At 64.9% G+C, this 19322-nt stretch carries 22 protein-coding genes; 6 read left to right on the top strand and 16 right to left on the bottom strand.

From position 1 onward, the window contains the following. The first annotated feature begins 73 nt into the window (after positions 1 to 73). Positions 74 to 1651 (top strand): exodeoxyribonuclease VII large subunit, encoded by a 1578-nt coding sequence (gene xseA / locus AB4037_RS20395; RefSeq protein WP_441772748.1) that lies wholly within the window; start codon positions 74 to 76, stop codon positions 1649 to 1651. Positions 1652 to 1706: 55 nt separating this feature from the next. After that, positions 1707 to 1928, top strand: a complete 222-nt coding sequence (locus AB4037_RS20390) for a DUF2093 domain-containing protein (protein WP_434955355.1) — start codon at positions 1707 to 1709, stop codon at positions 1926 to 1928. A gap of 124 nt (positions 1929 to 2052) precedes the next feature. Here AB4037_RS20390 and lpxK read toward each other — a convergent pair whose 3' ends face one another. From lpxK to AB4037_RS20360, 6 genes are all read right to left on the bottom strand, one after another. Next, positions 2053 to 3075, bottom strand: a complete 1023-nt coding sequence (gene lpxK / locus AB4037_RS20385) for a tetraacyldisaccharide 4'-kinase (protein ID WP_441772747.1) — start codon at positions 3073 to 3075, stop codon at positions 2053 to 2055. Further along, positions 3072 to 4352: a 3-deoxy-D-manno-octulosonic acid transferase gene (locus AB4037_RS20380; protein WP_441772746.1), complete on the bottom strand. Its 1281-nt coding sequence runs from the start codon at positions 4350 to 4352 to the stop codon at positions 3072 to 3074. Before AB4037_RS20380 ends, lpxK begins: the two co-directional genes overlap by 4 nt. After that, the gene (locus tag AB4037_RS20375) at positions 4349 to 5053 is read right to left on the bottom strand and encodes a lysophospholipid acyltransferase family protein (protein WP_434955352.1); all 705 of its coding nucleotides are present in this window, start codon (positions 5051 to 5053) and stop codon (positions 4349 to 4351) included. Before AB4037_RS20375 ends, AB4037_RS20380 begins: the two co-directional genes overlap by 4 nt. Before the next feature lie 9 nt (positions 5054 to 5062). Then, positions 5063 to 5305: a DUF4170 domain-containing protein gene (locus tag AB4037_RS20370; protein ID WP_149251781.1), complete on the bottom strand. Its 243-nt coding sequence runs from the start codon at positions 5303 to 5305 to the stop codon at positions 5063 to 5065. Between the two features lie 117 nt (positions 5306 to 5422). Beyond that, complete coding sequence (locus AB4037_RS20365) at positions 5423 to 6241, bottom strand: 3'(2'),5'-bisphosphate nucleotidase CysQ (protein WP_441772745.1); 819 nt, start codon at positions 6239 to 6241, stop codon at positions 5423 to 5425. Positions 6242 to 6317: 76 nt separating this feature from the next. Beyond that, entirely contained in the window at positions 6318 to 6836 is a 519-nt protein-coding gene (locus AB4037_RS20360; protein ID WP_441772744.1) for a GNAT family N-acetyltransferase, read from the bottom strand. Between the two features lie 259 nt (positions 6837 to 7095). Here AB4037_RS20360 and AB4037_RS20355 point away from each other — a divergent pair, with 259 nt between their 5' ends. Together AB4037_RS20355 and AB4037_RS20350 are read left to right on the top strand one after the other, a co-directional pair. Beyond that, the gene (locus AB4037_RS20355) at positions 7096 to 7461 is read left to right on the top strand and encodes a nuclear transport factor 2 family protein (protein WP_434955349.1); all 366 of its coding nucleotides are present in this window, start codon (positions 7096 to 7098) and stop codon (positions 7459 to 7461) included. Continuing rightward, positions 7458 to 8300, top strand: a complete 843-nt coding sequence (locus AB4037_RS20350; RefSeq protein ID WP_434955348.1) for a helix-turn-helix domain-containing protein — start codon at positions 7458 to 7460, stop codon at positions 8298 to 8300. Before AB4037_RS20355 ends, AB4037_RS20350 begins: the two co-directional genes overlap by 4 nt. Positions 8301 to 8865: 565 nt before the next feature. Here the strand turns inward: AB4037_RS20350 and AB4037_RS20345 are convergent. From AB4037_RS20345 to AB4037_RS20305, 9 genes are all read right to left on the bottom strand, one after another. After that, positions 8866 to 9201, bottom strand: a complete 336-nt coding sequence (locus AB4037_RS20345) for an antibiotic biosynthesis monooxygenase family protein (protein ID WP_105862441.1) — start codon at positions 9199 to 9201, stop codon at positions 8866 to 8868. A gap of 19 nt (positions 9202 to 9220) precedes the next feature. Continuing rightward, positions 9221 to 10201, bottom strand: a complete 981-nt coding sequence (locus AB4037_RS20340) for a TonB family protein (RefSeq protein WP_434955347.1) — start codon at positions 10199 to 10201, stop codon at positions 9221 to 9223. A gap of 10 nt (positions 10202 to 10211) precedes the next feature. Beyond that, on the bottom strand, positions 10212 to 10673 hold the full coding sequence (locus AB4037_RS20335; RefSeq protein ID WP_441772743.1) for an ExbD/TolR family protein: 462 nt from the start codon (positions 10671 to 10673) through the stop codon (positions 10212 to 10214). After that, entirely contained in the window at positions 10670 to 11338 is a 669-nt protein-coding gene (locus AB4037_RS20330) for a MotA/TolQ/ExbB proton channel family protein (protein WP_441772742.1), read from the bottom strand. The genes AB4037_RS20335 and AB4037_RS20330 overlap by 4 nt, the downstream gene beginning before the upstream one ends. 67 nt (positions 11339 to 11405) lie before the next feature. Beyond that, entirely contained in the window at positions 11406 to 11834 is a 429-nt protein-coding gene (locus tag AB4037_RS20325; RefSeq protein WP_434955344.1) for a hypothetical protein, read from the bottom strand. Continuing rightward, positions 11831 to 12661 (bottom strand): ATP-binding cassette domain-containing protein, encoded by an 831-nt coding sequence (locus tag AB4037_RS20320; protein ID WP_441772741.1) that lies wholly within the window; start codon positions 12659 to 12661, stop codon positions 11831 to 11833. The genes AB4037_RS20325 and AB4037_RS20320 overlap by 4 nt, the downstream gene beginning before the upstream one ends. Next, the gene (locus AB4037_RS20315) at positions 12658 to 13713 is read right to left on the bottom strand and encodes a FecCD family ABC transporter permease (RefSeq protein WP_441772740.1); all 1056 of its coding nucleotides are present in this window, start codon (positions 13711 to 13713) and stop codon (positions 12658 to 12660) included. The genes AB4037_RS20320 and AB4037_RS20315 overlap by 4 nt, the downstream gene beginning before the upstream one ends. A gap of 4 nt (positions 13714 to 13717) precedes the next feature. After that, positions 13718 to 14605, bottom strand: coding sequence for a heme/hemin ABC transporter substrate-binding protein (locus AB4037_RS20310; RefSeq protein ID WP_434955341.1), 888 nt, complete (start codon positions 14603 to 14605; stop codon positions 13718 to 13720). Positions 14606 to 14615: 10 nt separating this feature from the next. Next, positions 14616 to 16742, bottom strand: coding sequence for a TonB-dependent hemoglobin/transferrin/lactoferrin family receptor (locus AB4037_RS20305; protein ID WP_434955340.1), 2127 nt, complete (start codon positions 16740 to 16742; stop codon positions 14616 to 14618). A gap of 246 nt (positions 16743 to 16988) precedes the next feature. Here AB4037_RS20305 and AB4037_RS20300 point away from each other — a divergent pair, with 246 nt between their 5' ends. Together AB4037_RS20300 and AB4037_RS20295 are read left to right on the top strand one after the other, a co-directional pair. Continuing rightward, entirely contained in the window at positions 16989 to 17867 is an 879-nt protein-coding gene (locus AB4037_RS20300) for a ChuX/HutX family heme-like substrate-binding protein (protein ID WP_441772739.1), read from the top strand. Continuing rightward, the gene (locus AB4037_RS20295; RefSeq protein ID WP_149251795.1) at positions 17864 to 18235 is read left to right on the top strand and encodes a VOC family protein; all 372 of its coding nucleotides are present in this window, start codon (positions 17864 to 17866) and stop codon (positions 18233 to 18235) included. Before AB4037_RS20300 ends, AB4037_RS20295 begins: the two co-directional genes overlap by 4 nt. Positions 18236 to 18299: 64 nt before the next feature. Here the strand turns inward: AB4037_RS20295 and AB4037_RS20290 are convergent, their stop codons facing one another. Continuing rightward, positions 18300 to 19289, bottom strand: coding sequence for a zinc-dependent alcohol dehydrogenase family protein (locus tag AB4037_RS20290; protein WP_441772738.1), 990 nt, complete (start codon positions 19287 to 19289; stop codon positions 18300 to 18302). Positions 19290 to 19322 lie beyond the last annotated feature (33 nt).

The following is a 19322-nucleotide window of genomic DNA, read 5'->3' as shown; positions in this document are numbered from 1 at the left end:
CGGAGCGAAGAGCGGACATCGCGACATTTCTTAATGTCGCTGAGATGTCCGCGCTCCGTATAAGATGGCCGCCATGCCCGACACGCCTCCTGATTCTCAGCCCTCCAACGCCCCCGAATGGTCCGTCTCCGAACTCTCCGGCGCTCTTAAGCGCACGGTGGAAGATGCCTTCGGCTATGTGCGCGTGCGCGGCGAGATCTCGGGCTATCGCGGCCCGGTCGCTTCGGGCCATGCCTATTTCGCCCTCAAGGACGAAGGCGCCAAGATCGATGCGGTGATCTGGAAGGGCAATCTCGCCCGTCTGCGCCAGCGTCCCGAGGAAGGCATGGAGGTGATCGCCCACGGGAGGCTGACCACCTTCCCAGGCAAGTCCTCCTACCAGATCATCATCGACCGGCTCGAACCTGCAGGCCTCGGCGCGCTGATGGCGCTTCTGGAGGAGCGCCGCCGCAAGCTTGCCGCCGAAGGCCTGTTCGACGAGGGGCGCAAGCGGGCTTTGCCCTTCCTGCCGCGCGTGATCGGCGTGGTCACCTCGCCGACCGGCGCCGTGATCCGCGACATCCTGCATCGCATCACCGATCGTTTTCCGCGCCGGGTCATCGTCTGGCCGGTGCGGGTGCAGGGCGAGACATCCGCCGCCGAGATCGCCAATGCCATCGCCGGCTTCGATGCCCTGCCCGCCGGCGGCCCCATCCCGCGGCCGGACGTGCTGATCGTCGCGCGCGGCGGCGGCAGCCTGGAGGATCTGTGGTCGTTCAACGAGGAAATCGTGGTGCGTGCCGCCGCGGCGTGTTCGATCCCGTTGATCTCGGCGGTCGGCCATGAGACCGACTGGACGCTGATCGACCATGTCGCCGACCGGCGCGCGCCGACGCCGACCGGTGCCGCCGAAATGGCCGTCCCGGTCAGGGCCGACCTCTTCGCCAATCTGCACGATCTCGGTGCCCGGCTCACCGGCCATGCCCTGCGCATGATCGAGCGCCGGCGCCAGGATCTGCGCAATCTCGGCAGGGCCCTGCCCAGTGGCGAGGCGCTGCTGGCGACGCCGCGCCAGAAACTCGACCTTGCCGCCGGCCGCCTGGTGCACGCACTCACGCTCAACACCCGCCGTCACCACCAGCGCTACGACGCCCTGACCCGCCGGCTGCTGACACAGAGCCCGGCCAACCGGCTCGACCGCAGCCGAGATCGCTTCCATGCCGTCGCCGAACGCCTGGAGGCTTCGGCGCGCATCGCTCTCTCCCGCAAGCGCGAGGCCTTTACCGGCCGTGCGGCACAGCTCACGCCACTGCTGCTGTCCCGCCGCAGCGAAGCCGGGCGCGAGCGCCTGCAGACCCTCGCCGGCCGCCTGCTGCAGGCCGCAGCCGCGCGCACATCGGCCCAGCGCGAAAGGCTCGGCCGCTTCGCCGTGCTGCTGGAGGCCTATTCCTACCAGGGCGTACTGCAGCGCGGTTTTGCGCTGGTACGCGACGAGGAAGGTCGACCCATACGCAATGTTGCCTCCGCGCAGGCTGCCTCGAGCCTTGACCTGCAATTTGCCGACGGCCATTTCATCGTGGGCAACGGTGCGACATCGCCAACCTCAAATCCGGCGAAAGCCAAAGCAAAGGGCGGACCGGCCCGCACGCAACCGAGCCTGTTCGACGATTAGAATTGGCTCTGTTATAGTTTCGAGAAATTCTGCAAACGCATAGGCCAGCGCCTCCATGAACCGTCACGAAAGCCGCATGACTCTGCCCGGCGAAGCACAGGTCCAGTACCTCGATTCCGATTTCCGCATCCTCAAGCCGGGTAATTACGTGCGCTGCGCCGTTACCGGCACCCACATCCCGATTGACGAATTGCGCTATTGGAACGTCGACCGCCAGGAAGCCTATGCCAGCCGCGAGGCCGTGCTGGAGCGGCTGAAGAGCCTCGGCGAGATCTGAGAATCCGGGTGCGCGGACAACAGCCACATTGAACCTCGTTCAATGTGGCGGCGACGTCCGCTCTTCCTCATTTGCAGACGCTCCGCTTCCAAGAGCGGACAGGATGTCCGCGCTCCGAGCGCCCTCACCCCGCCAGGCGGAAGCGCTTCACCAGGAAATCGTGCATCGCTTCCTCGTCGTCGAAGGAAAGCCGGATCGGCACGATCTCGCTGATCGAGGCCAGGCCAGTGCGCGCCGGGCCTCCGGCCAGGCGGGTCATGTCCTTGCTCGTCGTCACCGGAACGAGCTTTGCGGCCTGGGCCCGCGCCGCGATCCTGGCCGCCTCCTCCTCGCTGAAGGCATGATGATCGGCGAAGACTTCGGTCGCGGCGATGATCGCCCCCATATCCGCCAGGGTCTTGAAGAACTTCTCGGGACGGCCGATGCCGGCAAAGGCGAGCACCCGCTTGCCGCGCAGAGACGGGGCTTGTGGATCGAGGCCGATGCGGGCCCGGAAGACGGCGACACTCGAGCCGCGGGCGAAATCATAGACGGCCGTTCCGGCATCGCCTGGCCCGATCACCACCACCGCCGAAGCGAAGCCGATCTGGTCATGGATATCGGCCCGCAGCGGCCCGGCAGGAAAGGAAAGCCCGTTGCCGATGCCCGTCTCGCCATCGACGGCGATGATCGAGCAATCCTTGTCGAGGGACGGATTCTGGAAGCCGTCATCCATGATGATGATGCTGGCGCCCTGCTCTATGGCGAGCGCCGCCCCGGCCGGCCGGTCGACGGACTTCACCGTCAGGGCCTTGCGGGCCAGCAGCAGGGCCTCGTCGCCCACCTTGTCGGCGGCATCATCAGGCCTCACCACCAGCGGCCCCTTCTCGCTGCCGCCATAGCCGCGGGTCAGGAAGGCTGGGCGCTGGCCGGCCTCGATCAGGATATCGGCGACCGCCAGCGCCAGCGGAGTCTTGCCGGCCCCACCAAGCGTGAAATTGCCGATGCAGACGACAGGGACGCTCACTCGGCTGCCTGGCTGGCGCATGCGCGCGATGACCTTGCCACCATAGAAACGAGCCAGCGGCGTGAGCAGGCCGGCCAGCCAGCCGCGCGGCCGGTACCAGAAGGCTGGCGCCTTCAAGCTGAAGAGCCGCCGCAGGCTCATGTTCGCCTCGCTCCGAGCGGCAACAGGGCGGCAAGCGTACGATCCAGCGCTCCGGTCAACGCTGCGATCGCCCTGGCGCCACCGGCGGCGAGTTGTTCGACCTCTGCCGGTTCGGCCAGCAGCCTTGCAACGGCATCGGACATTTCAGCCGCGCTGTGCACGACCACGGCGCCGCCCATGCCGTCGAGCGCGCCATAGGCTTCGACGAAGTTCTGGATATGGGGTCCGTGCAGCACGGCCGCGCCAAGCTTGACCGGCTCGATGGGGTTCTGCCCGCCCTTGCCGAGCAGCGACTTGCCCATGAAGACGATGCGGGCAAGGCGATAGAACACGCCCATTTCGCCGACCGTGTCGGCAACATAAACATCATGCTGTGGTTCGAGAGCGATCCCCTGCGAGCGCAGGGCGACAGTCAGGCCCTTTTCCCGCAATGCGGCAGCGATCGCCTCTCCGCGCTCGGGATGGCGCGGCACGATCAGTGTCAGCAGGCCCGCAAAACGCTCCCTCCAGGTCGCATGCACCTCGCCGGCCAGTGCCTCCTCACCCTCATGCGTCACCGCTGCGAGCCAGAGCGGGCGGCTGTTGACGGCCCGTCGCAGCCCCTCCAGCACGCCCGGATCGGCGGGCGGGAGCGGAGCATCGAATTTCAGATTGCCGGTGACGACGACGCGCGGCGCCCCGAGCGAGGCAAAGCGCCGGCCGTCATCCTCGCTCTGGGCGGCGATGAGGTCGAAACTCCCCAGCAGGGCGGCACTGGTACGCGGCACGCGGCACCAGCGCGCGAAGGAGCGCGGCGACATCCGCCCATTGACCAGCGCCAGGGGAATGCCCGCCGCCTTGATTTCGACGATCATCCCCGGCCAGAGTTCCGATTCCAGGAAACAGACGATATCAGGCCGCCAATGATCGAGGAAACGGCTGACATAGGCAGGGATATCGAGAGGCACGAACTGATGGATCGCACCGGCCGGCAGCCGTTCAGCCATCAGGGCGGCTGAGGTGACGGTGCCGGTCGTCATCAGGATGCGATAACCCTCCGCCGCCAGGCGCGCAGCCAGGGGCAACAGGGTTATGGCTTCACCGACACTGGCGCCATGCAGCCAGGCAAGGCGCCCCTCGGGGCGGGGCCGGCCGGCAATACCGAGGCGTTCGGACCGGCGCGAAGCGTCCTCCTTGCCGCGGCGCTGACGCTTGTCCAGCAGCAGGCCGGCGAACGGGCGAAAGCAGCTGGTCGCCAGCCGGTAGGCCTTGAGGCTGAGGGGAAGTACCGCGCTCACGTGCCCGCCTTCACGAATTTTCGGCCAACCATGGCATAGGCGGTGCGATGCGCCGCATCGAGGGCGTGTTCCACCTCCAGGCGCTTCGCCTCCATCAGCGCCTTGTCGGCATCCTCGGGCACATGCACGAGATCGCCGACCACGAAGGCGCCCCGCGAAAATGGCATGTTGATCACGGCCTTGTCCCAGGTGGAGAGCTGGATCATGTTCGAGGTCGCCACGGCAACCGGCACGATCGGCCGTCCCGACAGCCGCGCGAGCGTGACGATACCGAGCCCGGCTATGCCGCCGGTGCGCGGCACGTCCGCCGTCACCCCCACCGACTGCCCGTCCTTCAGGGTGGCCACCAGTTCGCGCAGGGCCGCTGGGCCGCCCTTGTGGTGCTGGCGCTGAGGCCTGCCGCCCGAGCCGCGTACCAGGCCGAGGCCGAGACGCGTCACTGCGACAGCATTGATCTCGCCGTCGCCATGGCGCGAGATCAGGATGCGGAACTCATGTCCCTCGCGGCGCATGAAGGGCACCAGGAAATGCTGCCCGTGCCACATCGCCACGATATAGGGATATTGATCGCGAATGGGCCCGTAGAGATCGGCCGGACTGTCGGCAAAGCGGCTGGTGCCGTGCACGAGCTTCAGCCACGCGGCGAGACCTTCGCCGATGGCCTTCTGGACGAAGCGGGATCGGCCGATATCCTTGATCATGCAGGATTATCAGCGTTTCGTCGTGTCGGTGGCGGGATCGAGCAGGCGATGCAGATGCACGATGAAATAGCGCATCTGGGCATTGTCGACGCTCGCCTGGGCCTTGGCCTTCCACGCCGCCTGGGCACTGGCGTAATTGGGGTAGATGCCGACAATGTCGAGGCCCTGAAGGTCCTTGAACTCAACGCCCTCGATCGAGCTCAGCTCGCCGCCGAAAACCAGATGCAGCAATTGTTTCTGAGGTTCGCTCATCCCATACTCCTATAGCGTTTTTCAGAAAAGTTGACAGACTTTTCGATCAAGAAAACGCGCTAAAACAAAGAGTTAGAGAAAAATGACGATTCGAAAAAAGTCATTTTGCTCTAAAACTCAATTCATGCCCTCGAACAGGGCAACCAAAGCGCCCTGGCGCTCGCGCCCGGCCATGACGAGCGGCCGGTGCACGGGGTCGGGGCGGTTATAGACGATGTCATTGCCAGCCACGGTGGTAAGAAGCCCGCCGGCTTCGCTGAGAATGATGTCGGCAGCCGCGATATCCCAATCATGGGAGGAGCCCGACGCGAAAGCGCCATCGACGCTTCCCTCCGCCACCATGGCGATGCGCAGGGCCAGCGAGGACATCGACGAGGCCCGCTCGACCCGCGGCAGGGCACGCTGCGCCAGATCGAACATCGGCTTGGGTCCGGCCAGCGTGCGGATTGCAGCAAGGGCACCCTGGCTGGCCTTCAGGGCGACGCCGTTCTTGAAGGCGCCCAGACCGCGCCCGCCTGTATAGAGATCGCCATTGCTCGGGCGATAGAGCACGCCCGCCAGCGGATGCCCGTCCTCGACCAGCGCGGCCGAGATCACCCATTCGCCATTGCCGGCGATGAAGCCACGCGTGCCGTCGATGGGATCGATCACCCAGACCTGCCGCTTGTCCAGGCGCTCGGCCGTGTCGACAGCCTCTTCGGAGAGCCAGCCGACCGCGCTGGAAACATCGCGCATGCGCTTGGCCAGATGCGCATCGATGGCAAGGTCCGCCTCGGTGACGGGCGACTTGTCGGCCTTGTCGAAGATGCGGGCGCCGTCGCGCGCAAAGCCGAGCCCGATGTCTCCCGCTTCCCTGACAGCCTCGACCAGCAGACGCAACGCCTCGCCCGCACCCAACGCCCGGGCCATACGCCCTGCCCCATCCTTCTCGATCATGGCTCGGATTTAGGCGAGCAGACCGGCGCGTGCAAGCAAGAACCATGGGTTCGAAGCGGTTGGCAGGGCAAGGCGCTTACTGGCTTCGCCGCGGAACGTGATAAATCACGGCTGTGTACTTCCTGTCGCGCCGCTCCGCCGCCGGGATTCCGCCCAGGCCCTCGGCAATGCGCCGGCTCGCCAGATTGGCCTCTGCGACGGGATATTGGAAATATTGTATGGCCGGATCCCTGGACGCCCAGGCGGCAACTGCAGCGACGGCCTCGCGGCCATAGCCGCGTCCATGTTCGTCTTCCCGGATCCAGATGCCGAGTTCGGGCGTCTTGCTTCCGGCCCGATGCAGCCCTGCCAGACCGAGAAACAATCCGTCCCGCCGCCGGACGACGAAAATATAATCGCTGCCGACCTCGGCCAAGGTTCCCCAGTTGCGCCAGATCGAAGCAAAGGCCTCGCGTGACGGTGAAGGCTCCCATGCCATGAAGCGCGTCAGGCTCGGCGTGATGCAGGCAAAGATCTCGTCTGCGTCATCAGGCTCGAAGGACCTGAGCAGAAGGCGCTCGCCGAACAGGGCGATGGGCGGTGGATCAAGCGACACATTGTTCTCCGCTCACGCAATTGCAGCCTGCCGACCGGGGCATCCCCGCCAACTGGGGCGGGAATCATGCCATCGACGTGCGGTCCCAAATTTGAGACCGCCCGGCGATGCGGGCAATTGAGAACGGCGATAATGTGCCTGTGGCAGGATTCGTCAAAGAAGGCAGCCTTGATTACCTGACGCGTAATTGAGACGCCCCCTTCTCCCGGCCATGCTGAGCGGGCCTGAAGCAATCAGGCTTGCCAAAAGGAACACGTCGATGACCGATCCCGCCACCATCGCCCGCATCTATATCGCCACCTGGAACGAGACCGATCCCGCCCGCCGGCGTGCCTTGCTCGATGCTTCCTGGACGCAGGACGCCCTCTATGTCGACCCGCTGATGCGTGGCCAGGGTCATGACCAGATCGACGGATTGATCACGGCCGTGCAGCAGCGCTTCCCGGACTTTCGCTTTTCCTTGATCGGCGAAGCGGATGGTCATGGCGATCATGTCCGTTTCTCCTGGCAGCTCGGTCCGGCGGGCGCCGATGGGCCGATCAAGGGCACCGACTTCGCCCGGCTCGACGAGGGACGGCTGCACGAAGTCAGCGGTTTCCTCGATCAGGTTCCGGCGGCCGCATGAGCGCCCGCGGCAACATCCAGGCCGTCCGCCGCCCGGGCGCCTCGCCACAGGCGAGGGCCGCCCGGGGGGTCGGCGACCATCTGCGCGCCTGGCGCCAGCATCGCCGCATGAGCCAGCTCGACTTCGCGCTGGAAGCTGAGATCTCGCAACGCCATCTCAGCTTCATGGAAAGCGGGCGTTCAAAGCCAAGCAGGGAAATGGTGCTGCATCTGGCTGAAAGGCTCGAAGTACCGCTGCGCCAGCGTAATGCCCTGCTGCTCGCGGCCGGCTATGCGCCTGTCTTTCAGGAGCGCGGGCTGGACGACCCGGCCCTCGCCCCGGCCCGCGAGGCAATCGAGCTGGTGATCGGGGGGCACGAACCTTACCCCGCCCTTGCAGTCGACCGCCATTGGACGCTGGTCGCCGCCAACAAGGCAATCGCGCCCCTGCTGGTCGGGGTTTCCGACAAGAGCCTGCTGGAGCCCCCGGTCAATGTCCTGCGCCTCGGCCTGCACCCGGGCGGCCTGGCCCCCCACACCGCCAACCTGCCCGAATGGCGCGATCATCTGCTCGAGCGCCTGCGCCAGCAGATCGCCGTCAGCGGCGACGAGATCCTGGCCGAGCTCCTCGATGAGCTTTCCGCCTATCCGGTACCGGCCTCGCGCGGCAAGCCCCGCGCCGATCTCGGCGGCATCGTCGTGCCTTTCGAGCTCAGGACACCGCAGGGCCTGATGTGCTTCTTCTCCACCACCACCGTGTTCGGCACACCCGTCGACATCACCCTGTCGGAACTGGCGCTGGAATGTTTCTATCCGGCCAATGCGGAGACAGCGGAGATCCTCAAGCGAACGGCGCTGTGAGAGGGATCGCTACTTCTGGGATCGCAGGTGTCCCTGCCTGCCTTAAGGGCACTTCGGCAGATGGACGGGAAGAGCAGCAAGCATGTCGCTGAGATGCCTGCGATCCCAGACGAGCACCTTTTGATACCAGGTCGGATGAAGTTTGACCTGTCATTCCCGGCCGAGCGCAGCGAGGGGAAGGGAATCCAGGGGCGGCAGGGCTCGACTTTTGGCCTCTGGATTCCCTTCCCGCCGCCTTCAGCAGCGCCGTCGCCCCGACTTGCATCGCAAGTCGGGGCTGAGAATGACAGAACTATAGGTTGCACACACGAGTCAGACTTTATGCAACTTAAAGCGTTTTGCGATTCGACGGAGCCACCAAGAACCGCAAAGACGCGTCGAAACAATGAGTTAGAGCGAACAAGCGTTCAGTCATGAACGCGCTTTGCTCTAGTGTGAAAGCACCGCATAGGAACGGGCGGATCCCTGCCCTCGTCGACCCGGAAGCTGGAGGTCGCCTTCTCCCGGGAGGACGAGGCCGAAACCCGCCCGTCATTCCCCTCGTAGCAGGGGAAATGCGTGATGATCAGGCCGCCTTGCTCTCGGCCGGCGCATCCAGCGTCTGCAGGACCTCGAAGCCCTCGAAGACGGGATGGCCGAGCGTCAGCGCCGGGCCCTTGCCGGCATTGCGGTGCGACAGACGGAAGGCCTCGGACTGGGTCCAGGCCTCGAAATCGGCCTTGGAACGCCAGACCACATGCGAGGAATACAGCACATGGTCCTCCCGCTCCGGACCACGCAGCAAATGGAAGGAGACGAAGCCCGGCAGCTTGTCGATATGCACTTCACGATCGCGCCAGACGGTCTCGAAGTCCGCGGTGGACTCCTTCTTCACCTGGAAGCGGTTCATAGCGATGAACATGGATAGTTCCTTTCTTGAGTTAAGATCTTGGACATTGGACGGGCACGATGCGCGAGACGGCGCCTCCCGGTGGAGGCGGCGGCGATATCGCGCGGACGGCTGCAAGCGCAGCTCGGTCCAATGCAGAATCCCCCGACGCACTGTTGAGGCGTATGCCGCCGACACTGCCGGAGGCGGAGACGTTGAAGGCAACGGTGCTTCGCTTACCACCCTGGCAAGCAATGCCGCCCATCGCCCTTACACGTCCATTCACCGCGGCAACGAGAATAGCGTTATATTTTTGCAGAGCCGCAGCACGCGTGTGCGCACTCTCCGCGACACCGATATCCGATATGGCCCCCTCCCCGCCTTTCTGAGCGCGGCGAATCTGCGTGGTCGTATCGAGCTTGGCCAATCGCTTGACCTCTGGCTTGTCCTTGACCGGCGCCTCGACCGCCTTCTTCTTGACAGGCTGGTCCTTGGGCTTTTCCACTTTCTTCTTCGGCTTTTCCGGAGCGGGTTTCTCGATCACCGGCTGTTTCGGCTCAGTCACCGTCTCGCTCGGCACAGTGTCGGGAACGGTCGCGACGGTCGCACTGGGCTGCGTTGACGTCGTGGTGACGACGTCAGGCACCAGAGCTGCCAACTTCTCTGGCTCGACAGGTGTCGGCGGAGCCTCTTCGGCCGCCCGAGCGGGCGGAGGTTCGACGCTTTGCTCGTGGGGTGTCACCGGCTCGGCAGCCACCGCATCGGGCGGAATCGCCGTGACGGTATCCTCGGTCAGCGTTTCGCTCTCGGCCACCGGCGAGACGACCTCCTGCGACAACGGCGTGCTCGCCTCATTCACGGCATCATTCGACGGTGCCGGCATCAGCGACGCCTCGATCGGACGATCGAGACGCGTTTCCACGCCGTCATGCGGCACCATTACCCAGGCACCGGCGAAGACAGTCAGATGCAGGAGCGCTGCTCCCGCGATCATGCCGACGCGCCAGTCCCTGAAGATGTCGATCGATGTCATGGCTGCACGATCACGGCCGCGGGGCCGCGTTGTCGGCCTTGCCGATGAAGGCGAGCTGGCTGACGCCGTTACGGCTGAGATTGGCCATCAGATCCAGCACCTTCTCATAGGGCACGCTGGCGTCGGCACGGATATGGGCCATCACCTTGGGATCGGCGGCGAGACGGGCGCGGATATCGGCATCGAAAGCCTCGCCGTTGCGGGCTTCCTGGCCGATATAGAGCGAGCCGTCCGCCTTGATGGAAACCACCAGCGGCTCCTTGGTGGGCGACATCGCCGCCACGCCACTCGCCTTGGGCAGATCGACCTTGACGCCGGCCGCCAGCATGGGCGCCGTCACCATGAAGACGATGAGCAGCACCAGCATCACGTCGACGAAGGGCGTCACATTGATGTCGGAGACGGCCTTGGGCGCCCAAGACCCATAGCCAGACCCTTCGCCGCCTTCGGGCTCCTGGAGGGAGAAGCTCATTCCGCCGCCTCCCTGAAGCCGGCAACCTTGATGGGCGCGCCGCGGCGGGTCGCCATGGCCTCCGCCTCGCGGCGCAGGATCTGTTCGAACAGCCGGCCGAGGCCGGCCATGCCCTGCGACAGGCGGTTATAGGAGATCAGCGCGGGAATGGCCGCCACCAGGCCGAGCGCCGTGGTGAACAGAGCCTCGGCAATGCCGGGCGCCACTGTCGCCAGCGAGGTGTCATTGGCGCCGGCAATGGCGGAGAAGGAATTCATCACGCCCCACACCGTGCCGAACAGGCCGATAAACGGCGTCACGGCGGCAATGGTCGCGAGGATCGACAGGCCGGCATCGCTGGCGCCGACCAGCCCGCCAGCGGCCTCGCGCATCGCCCGCTCGATGCGCCCCCGATACTCGCCGCCGGTCTCGCCGGGGACGGCGAGTTGCGCCGACTGCTCCCCCTGCCCGTGAAGGCTCTGGGCCAAAGTCGGCGCGGCGCCAAGGCCCTTGGCTGTCGCGGCTCGGAGAAGCCGGCGCAGCCTCCCCTGTCGCCTTACCGTCTCGAAGCTCAGCCCCCAGGACAGCACCGAGGAGATCACGAGGATCAGCATGACGGCCTTCACCACCGGATCGGCGTTGAGCAGCATATTCACGAAGGAAAAATGCGTGGCGGTTTCGGTCATGGCACTCTCGCTCTCACTCTTTGTTTCGACGCCTGCTTGAATCAGGCCTCAATTGAAGAATTTGGCCTCACTTGAAGAATTTGGGTCCGGCCTTCGAACTGACGCTGACCGCCTCGAGACAGGAAGCTTCCCCCGCCTTGGCATTGACGAACTGGCAGGTCGGCACGTCGTTGAGCAGGATGCTGCCGATACCGTCGCAGGCGAGTCCCGCGACGTCGAAGGCCTTCACGATGGTCTTGTTGGCAGGGATCGGGGCAAGATCGACGGCCAGACGCTTGGCGACAACGCCGTCCGCGCCGAACATCACCAGATCGGCGCGCAGGCTCTGCGCCGCTTCCGCTCGCCCGTTCACCAGCACCATGGTCAGCCGGCAATTGCCATTCTGGGTCTCGAGCTTGTTGAGATCGATCGACACATCGGCAGCCAGGGCCGGCAGGGGCGCCATGACGGGCACCAGCACGGCGAGAACGGCGGCGAGGCGGGACGGTTTCATCATGCGGCTTGATCCTGTGAAACGGCGTGCATGATGCTGGGGCCGCCATCCTGGATGGCCGTGCCCACGCGCACCTTGAAGACACGCTCGATGAGGGAAGGTGTAAGGGTTTGCGCCATGGCGCCCTGCGCCGCAATGCGGCCGCGATCGAGCACCAGCGCATCGTCGCCATAGATCGAGGCCAGCGTCAGATCATGCAGGGTAACCACCACGGTCGCGCCCTGTTTCGCCAATTGCCGAGCCTGGCCGAGCAGGCGGTGCTGATGCTCGGGATCGAGGCTGGAGACCGGCTCGTCCAGAATGACGAGATGCGGCTCGCCTGCCATGCTGCGGTCGAAGATCTGGGCCGCGGCCTTGGCGAAGGCCACGCGCTGGCGCTCGCCGCCCGAGAGCATGGTGACGGGGCGGCGGGCCAGCGAAGCGAGATCGGCGCTGGCAAGCGCGGCCGCGATCGCGGCCTTGTCCCGCGCGGCGCGCGGCGTGCCGGCATGGCAGAGCCGGCCCAGGGCGACGATGTCCTCGACGCTGTAGGCGAAGGGGCAATCGAAATGCTGCGCCATATAGGCGCGCTGGGCCGCCATCGCCTGCGGGCGCAGGCCGATGAGCGGGCGGCCATCGAAGTCTATCCCGCCGCCGGCCGGGCTCATGGCACCGCCGATTGCCGCCAGCAATGTCGTCTTGCCGGCACCATTCGGTCCCATCACGATGAGAACGCGGCCTGATATGGCTGAGAACGAGATCTCGTGCAGCACCGGGCGGCCGCTGCGTTCGACCGTGAGGTTACGGACCAGAAGATTGCCGAACTGGAGATTGCCATCTTGGAGGCTCATGCGCGCTGGGCCTTTTTCAGAATGGCGATGAAGACCGGCCCGCCGATCAGGCTGGTGACCAGGCCGATCGGCAGCTCAGCCGGCGTGATCGCGACCCGGGCCACCGTATCGGCAGCCACCACCAGAGCGGCCCCGAGCAGAGCAGAAGCCGGCAGCACGAAACGGTAGCGCTGCCCGCCCAGCAGGCGCACGCAATGGGGCGCGATCAGGCCAACAAAGCCGACCAGACCGGTAAAGGCGACGGCCGCGCCGATCGCAAGGGCGGTCGCTGCGATCACGGTGCGCTTGAGATGGACGGTGTCGACGCCGGAGAGGAAGGCTTCGCTTTCGCCGAGCGTGAAGGCGTCGAGCCCGCGCGCCTGCCGAGCCAGCAACACCGTCGCCATCGCGAGTGCCACGCCCGTAGCCATGACGGCGACCCAATTGGCGCCCGAGAGCGAGCCCATCATCCAGAACTGGATCGACCGGAGCTGGGTATCGTCGGCGATGGTGATGAACAGGCCGATCACCGCCATCGCCAGGGCGTTGATGCCGATGCCGGCCAGCAGGAGATTGGCGATGCTGACATGGCCGTCACGGTCGCGCGCAATGCGGTAGGTGAGCACTGTGGTCAGCCCGCAGGCCGCAGCCGCGGCGGCGGGCAGCACATAGCTGCCGAGACCACCCGTACCGCCGACATGTTCCAGCAAGACGATGCCGGCGACCACGGCGAGGATGCCACCCGAAGCAGCCCCCGTCAGCCCGGGATCGGCCAGCGGATTGCGGAAAAGCGCCTGCATGCCGGCACCGGACATCGCAAGGCCCGCTCCGACCAGCATGCCCAGCAGCACGCGTGGCAGGCGGATATTGACCAGAATGCCCGAATAGAGGTCCCAGCTGCCAGTCACGGTTGAGAACCAGGTCGAGACCGGGATACGAACGCCGCCGAAGCTGAGGCCCATGGCCAGGGCCGCTGCCAGCAGCAGTGCAAGGCCAGCCTGCACCAGTGCCTCGCGCCGGCGTGGCGAGAGAGCTTGGGAAAGGCTTCGCGGCGTGGCTTGCACCAGACTCATCACCCTACCCCGAGAAGCGGTCCGGATGCAGGCGGCGTGCCAGCGACTGGATCTGCGTGGCGGCCGACGGCCCGAAACTGAACAGCGTGGAAAGATCGGTCTCGACCAGCCGGTCGGGCCTGCCTGCAAACGCCGAGGTCAGTCCCAACTGCTCGAGAAAGACCGCCGCGCCGCCGGTGTTGGAGACGACAGCGCTATCCGCCAGGATGAAATCGGGCGGCGTGGCGGCGAGCACCTCGCGCGACACCGGCTTGAACAAGGGGAAGTCTCCGAACGCATTGGCGCCGCCGGCCAGGGCATAGGTGGCATCGACCAGCCCCATCTTGCCGCCCGCCATCGGCGTGCCGCCGTCGATGGAACGGATGAAGCCGATCTTGGGATGGCTGGTGATGCCGTCGAGACGCTTGGAGACATCGGCCATGGTTGAAATCACCGTGCCCGCCAGAGCCTCTGCTTCCTTCTCGCGCCCGAGCAAGCCGCCGACATGCTTGATCTTGGCGGCCATGCCCTCCCCGTTCAAGGGGAAGGAAACGATCTCGATGCGCAATCCGGTGCTGCGCAGCTGCTCCACCGCGGTCGGCGGTCCCAAATCGCGATTGGCGATCAGGAGGTCCGGCTTGAGGGAGAGGATGCCTTCCACCGAGATCTGTCTGAGATAGCCGATGGACGGCAGTTTGGTCACCTCAGGCGGCGCCTTGGAGGTGGTATCGACGCCCTGGATGACCGAGACGCCGGCAAGCTTGGCCACGATCTCGGTGACATCAGCGCCGGCGCAGACCACGCGCTGGATGCCTTCGGCGCGAGCTATGCCCGGCAGGGCCAGTAAGGCGAGCGCGCCGGCCAAGACGCCCCCTGCCAGGACATCACGACGGCTGAGTTCGGAAGTTCTCATCACCGCCTCCTCACTTGCCCGCGAGCTTGACGGTAAGCGCGAACTTCGCCGCCAGTCCGGTGGAGTAATCGGAATTGAGGAACGCCTTGTAGCGGCGATCGAAGATGTTATCGACCGCCAGGCTGGCGCTGACATTATCGCTGTATTTGTAGCTGGCGAAGACGTCGACCAAGCCATAGCCGCCGCTGGGTTCGGTCACCCTGCGGGAGGTCGCACCGACCAGGGTGACCCGCGAACCGACGGTCAGGCGATCATCCCAGAAACGCAGGCCGACGGTACCGCTGACCTTGTTGGGCGCCACCGAGTTCAGGGGCTGGTCGGTCACCCGGTTCTTGCCGTTGGTGTGCGATCCGGCGATCGACACGAAACCGGCACCCCAGTCATAGGCGGCCTCGAGTTCGACACCCATCAGGCGCGCCTTGGCAATGTTCTGATATTGCTGGGTGGGGAAGCAGATCTGCGGGTTCGGATTGGGGACGTTGCAGACAAACGGGGGAATGCCCGGGAAGCCCGGCACATAGGGAGCACCGGCGACGATATCGATATAGTCGTCGACATTGTTGACGAAGCCGTTCAGCTTGGCACGAAACGTATCGCCCTCCCGGAAGACATTGTCATACTTGGTATTCACGCCGATCTCGAAGGTGTGGCCGACTTCGGGCCGCAGGTTCGGGTTGGGCTTGATGGGGAAGGACGGGATGGGATGAATCCCGTCCATGAGCGTTTCGCTGATCGACGGCGAACGGTAGCCCTCCGCATAGGTACCGTAGAGTTCGATACCCTTGATCGGCGTCACGCCGATGGTGATCTTGGGCGATAGATGACTGCCGTCGGATTCGTACTTGCCGCCTTCGAGCTGGTAGTGATCGTAGCGCAGGCCTCCAACCACTCGGAGCCAATCGCCGTAGCGGACCTCGTCCTGGACATAGGCGCCGAGAAGGCGCCTCGTGCCCGACGGCGTGAAGGCGGTGACGAAGCCGCCGGCCCCGTCCCGAGTTTCGACCCGATCGAAGGCGGCGTCGACACCATAGGTCAAGGCATGGTCGAAGGCGCCCGTCGAGAAGCGCGACGTATTGTAGACGTCGAAGCCGAACGTCCCGACCTTGTCGGAGAGCTTGTCCCCCGGCTGCACGCCCAGGCTGGCATAGGTACCGGGAACGATGATCGTCTTCTCGTTCTCGGTTTCCGAATAATAGACCTTGGCGTTGAAATTGATCAGCGGGTTGTCGGGGCTTTCGAACTTGTAGCCGGCCGTGAAGGTCGAGGTGACAACATCATTGCGCCAGCGTGAATTGCCGCGGCTGGTATTGTTGTTGTCGAAGTCGAACTTCTGGCTCATCGCGCTCAGGCTGACGGTCTGGCCGTCGCCCGGATGATAGTTGAATTTCAGCAGGCCGCCGAAATTGTTCTTGCCGGTATAGGTGACGCGATCATTGTTGCCGTCACGATAATCGCCGGCGCCGCGATAGATGAACTGGCCATAGATGTCGGCGACCGTGCCGAAGCGCATGCCTGCCGAGGTCGAGGTGAAGGCGCCCAGACCATTGGAGGAAACGCCGACCTTCTGCTCCACGCCCCAATTCTGGTCAGGCGTCAGGATGGAATCGATGCCGCGGGTGGTGAAGGAGGCCACGCCGCCGATGGCACCCGAACCGTAGATATTGGAGATCGGGCCGCGCACGATGTCGATATTGTTGATGAATTCAGGCTCGAGATAGAAGCTGCCCTGCGCATTGTGGCCGGTGATCTGGTAGTCCTGCCGCGCACCGTCGACCAATACGTTGACGCGGCCGAAATCCTGCATGCCGCGAATGTTGATCGACTGCATGGGATCGTTCGAACTCACCTGCGTGGCGACACCCGGCACCGTCTTCAACAGATCCGAAACCGAAGCGGGCTGGGCCCGGTCGATCTCCGCCTGGGTGATCTGGCTGACGCCGCCCAGCGTGTCGATCAGCTTTTCCGAGGTCTTGGTCGCCGTCACCGTTACGGTGTCGAGCACCACCGGTTCGTCGGCTGCGGCGGCCTGGCCGGCGGGAGCCTGCTGCGCGCGCGCCAACGTCACGCTTCCCGCCAGCAAGGCAAGAGCGGCTACCGTCGCAAGGCTGCGACTGCGCATGTAATTCGACCTGACCATCTCGGCTCCGCAACGTATAATTATTCAAAACTGCGCTGCAGATAATTTATCTTGTAGAAGCAGGCGCCGTTTCATACAGTTTTCAGCGATTTGCGGCAGCAAATGGGGTGTGTCAAGGGATTAATGCCTGATTATATTGATATAATCTGCGCAGTTTTGCTTAGTTCTAAACTGCAATAACAAGCTTAGGTCCCAGTTTTGAATTTCTCTATTTTGCGCCGATCAGAACCGAGGGAAAGAAGGGAAATGAGCGAGTTAAAACAACGGTGGCAGGCTCTCCGGGAAAGTCAGTCCGGATTGCGCATTCGCGATGCCGCGGCGCAATTGGGGGTTTCGGAAGCCGCCCTGCTGGAGACCCGGATCGACGAAGGCGTGAGGCGCCTGGCCGTCCGGGTCGACGCGCTCTGCGCCGCCCTGCCGCATCTGGGTACCGTAATGTCACTCATCCGCAATGAGTCGGCCGTGCACGAAAAGGATGTCACCTTTCCTGCCGGAGCCGAGTCGGATGACGAAATTCGCTTCGCCGGCGGGGGGTTCTGCCTTACCTTGATACCATCTTCGGTTGCACACGCCTTCTATGTGGAGGATGCCAACCCCAAGGGACCGTTGCGCAGCATCCAATTGTTCGATGCGGCGGGCGGTGCACTCTGGAAGATCTATGCCCGTGACAAGGCCGATCACGCCGCTTTCGAGCGACTGCTAGCCGAACTCGCCTGGCCGGACGGCGTTCAACCCATTCCCTTCTCCCGCCCCGCCTCAGCATCGACGGACGCCGCTCCGGCCGGCAACCCGACCGACCTGCAGGCTGTGCTGGAGGCCGCCGCCGCCGAGGCCATTCCGGTCAGGCTGGAAGTCGCCAATCACGGTGTCAGGCAAAGCCATCGTGGGCCGCTGGCAAGGATCGTCAGGATGGGCCCCTGGCTCAACGTGCTCGATCCCGGCTTCGACTGGCACCTCAACGAGAAGCCTTTGTCAGGCGGCAGCATCGAGCTCGGCGACAGGCCGATCCTCGTGTTGCACCTCGCTTCGGGCGGCGAGGCGGCGCGGCTGCAGGCCGATGACGGCGCCACGGCCGATCAGCAGGCATCCTGGCGCGGCATCCTGGAGAAGGCGGTGACGTCATGAACCAGGCCGTGACCGCGCGCCTCACCGGTGCGATCCCTACTCTCGCCTCGCTCAGCTTCGAGGAAACCACGCAGTTCTACCAGAGGCTCGGCTTCGAGGTCCTGCACAGCGACATCTCCTTCCTGCTCCTGCATCGCGACGGCGTGCGTCTCAGCTTCTGGCTGACGGGCAACCGCCGGGTGCCGCAGGCCACAAGCTGCTGGCTCGAGGTCACCGGCATCGCGGCCCTCTACGAGCATTTCAACGCGCTCAACATCGTGCACCGCAAAGGCCATCTCGAGGCCAAGCCCTGGGGAACGCATGAGTTCTCGATCACCGATTGCCATGGCAATCTGATCCGCTTCGCCGAGCAGTTGCAGGACCATTGAGGCTTCACAAGTCGCCCCCTGGCTTCGGTCCGGACCTTGTTCCGGCCAGAGCCAGGGGTTTCGCTCACAACGTCACCACGACCTTGCCGAACTGCTGGTTGCTCTCCAGGAAGCGATGGGCCTCGACGATCTCGTCAAAGGCGAATGTCCTGGCGATCACGGGACGGAGCCCCCCCTCCCGTACCCCGGCGAGAATGAAAGCCTTGGCGGCTTCGAGGCGCGCGGGGTCACCCGTGATCTCATGGACGAGATAACCGCGCAGCGTCAGGCTCTTGCTCAGCACCGTGAACAACGGAAAGGGGGTCGGCGCGCTGCTCAATCCGCCATATTCGGTCAAGATGCCGCCACGCGCCATGGCCGCCGTGAGGGGCAGGAAGAGCGGGCCGCCGATCGGATCGAACACCACGCGCACCCCTTGCGGACCGGCGATCGCCCCTAGCCGCGCTTCGAGGTCTTCCTCCTCGGCAGCGATGACGTCGCCTGCACCATGATTCAGCAAGGCCTGCCTCTTGGCGGAAGTCCGGGTGATCGCGACCGGCTTGGCGCCGACACGATTGGCGATCTGGATCGCCGCCAGCCCCACACTGCTCGAGGCCGCCGTGATGGCCACGAAGTCCCCCGCCCGGATCCCGGCAATGTCGACCAGGGCGCCATAGGCGGTGAGATAAGGCATCCAGAGCGCTGCGGCATCGGCCCAGCCCAGTGACGGCGGATGCTTGACCACGAGTTCGGCGGGAAAGCTCGCCAACTCGCCATAGGCAGGCCAGCGCACCATCGATTGCGGCGGGACGATGCTGACGGCGTCGCCGAGCGAGAAACCGTCGACGCCGGCACCGATGCCTTCGACCACGCCGGCGGCTTCCAGGCCGAGCCCCGACGGCAGGACCGGCGTCTCGATATAGCTGCCTCTGCGCAGCAAGGCTTCCGCCCGGTTTAGCCCCAGCGCCTTGACCTGGATGCGGATCTCGCCCCGGCCCGGTGCGGGAAGCGCGATCTCCTCGATGCGCAGCACCTCCGGGCCGCCATGGCTATGGAAGCGAACGATGCGAGCCATTTGGTAGAACTCCTAATCAATGGAACCGAATAT

It is taken from the genome of Labrys sp. KB_33_2, assembly GCF_052114505.1.
GTDB lineage: Bacteria > Pseudomonadota > Alphaproteobacteria > Rhizobiales > Labraceae > Labrys.
The sequence above is the reverse complement of the archived record's forward strand: the minus strand, read 5'-3'. Positions and strand labels throughout refer to the sequence as shown.

Coding starts and splice junctions, on each gene's coding strand:
- xseA (WP_441772748.1), top strand. CDS start 74: ATGCCCGACACGCCTCCTGATTCTCAGCCCTCCAACGCCCCCGAATGG.
- AB4037_RS20390 (WP_434955355.1), top strand. CDS start 1,707: ATGAACCGTCACGAAAGCCGCATGACTCTGCCCGGCGAAGCACAGGTC.
- lpxK (WP_441772747.1), bottom strand. CDS start 3,075: ATGAGCCTGCGGCGGCTCTTCAGCTTGAAGGCGCCAGCCTTCTGGTAC.
- AB4037_RS20375 (WP_434955352.1), bottom strand. CDS start 5,053: ATGATCAAGGATATCGGCCGATCCCGCTTCGTCCAGAAGGCCATCGGC.
- AB4037_RS20370 (WP_149251781.1), bottom strand. CDS start 5,305: ATGAGCGAACCTCAGAAACAATTGCTGCATCTGGTTTTCGGCGGCGAG.
- AB4037_RS20365 (WP_441772745.1), bottom strand. CDS start 6,241: ATGATCGAGAAGGATGGGGCAGGGCGTATGGCCCGGGCGTTGGGTGCG.
- AB4037_RS20355 (WP_434955349.1), top strand. CDS start 7,096: ATGACCGATCCCGCCACCATCGCCCGCATCTATATCGCCACCTGGAAC.
- AB4037_RS20350 (WP_434955348.1), top strand. CDS start 7,458: ATGAGCGCCCGCGGCAACATCCAGGCCGTCCGCCGCCCGGGCGCCTCG.
- AB4037_RS20345 (WP_105862441.1), bottom strand. CDS start 9,201: ATGTTCATCGCTATGAACCGCTTCCAGGTGAAGAAGGAGTCCACCGCG.
- AB4037_RS20340 (WP_434955347.1), bottom strand. CDS start 10,201: ATGACATCGATCGACATCTTCAGGGACTGGCGCGTCGGCATGATCGCG.
- AB4037_RS20335 (WP_441772743.1), bottom strand. CDS start 10,673: ATGAGCTTCTCCCTCCAGGAGCCCGAAGGCGGCGAAGGGTCTGGCTAT.
- AB4037_RS20330 (WP_441772742.1), bottom strand. CDS start 11,338: ATGACCGAAACCGCCACGCATTTTTCCTTCGTGAATATGCTGCTCAAC.
- AB4037_RS20325 (WP_434955344.1), bottom strand. CDS start 11,834: ATGATGAAACCGTCCCGCCTCGCCGCCGTTCTCGCCGTGCTGGTGCCC.
- AB4037_RS20320 (WP_441772741.1), bottom strand. CDS start 12,661: ATGAGCCTCCAAGATGGCAATCTCCAGTTCGGCAATCTTCTGGTCCGT.
- AB4037_RS20315 (WP_441772740.1), bottom strand. CDS start 13,713: ATGAGTCTGGTGCAAGCCACGCCGCGAAGCCTTTCCCAAGCTCTCTCG.
- AB4037_RS20310 (WP_434955341.1), bottom strand. CDS start 14,605: ATGAGAACTTCCGAACTCAGCCGTCGTGATGTCCTGGCAGGGGGCGTC.
- AB4037_RS20305 (WP_434955340.1), bottom strand. CDS start 16,742: ATGGTCAGGTCGAATTACATGCGCAGTCGCAGCCTTGCGACGGTAGCC.
- AB4037_RS20300 (WP_441772739.1), top strand. CDS start 16,989: ATGAGCGAGTTAAAACAACGGTGGCAGGCTCTCCGGGAAAGTCAGTCC.
- AB4037_RS20295 (WP_149251795.1), top strand. CDS start 17,864: ATGAACCAGGCCGTGACCGCGCGCCTCACCGGTGCGATCCCTACTCTC.
- AB4037_RS20290 (WP_441772738.1), bottom strand. CDS start 19,289: ATGGCTCGCATCGTTCGCTTCCATAGCCATGGCGGCCCGGAGGTGCTG.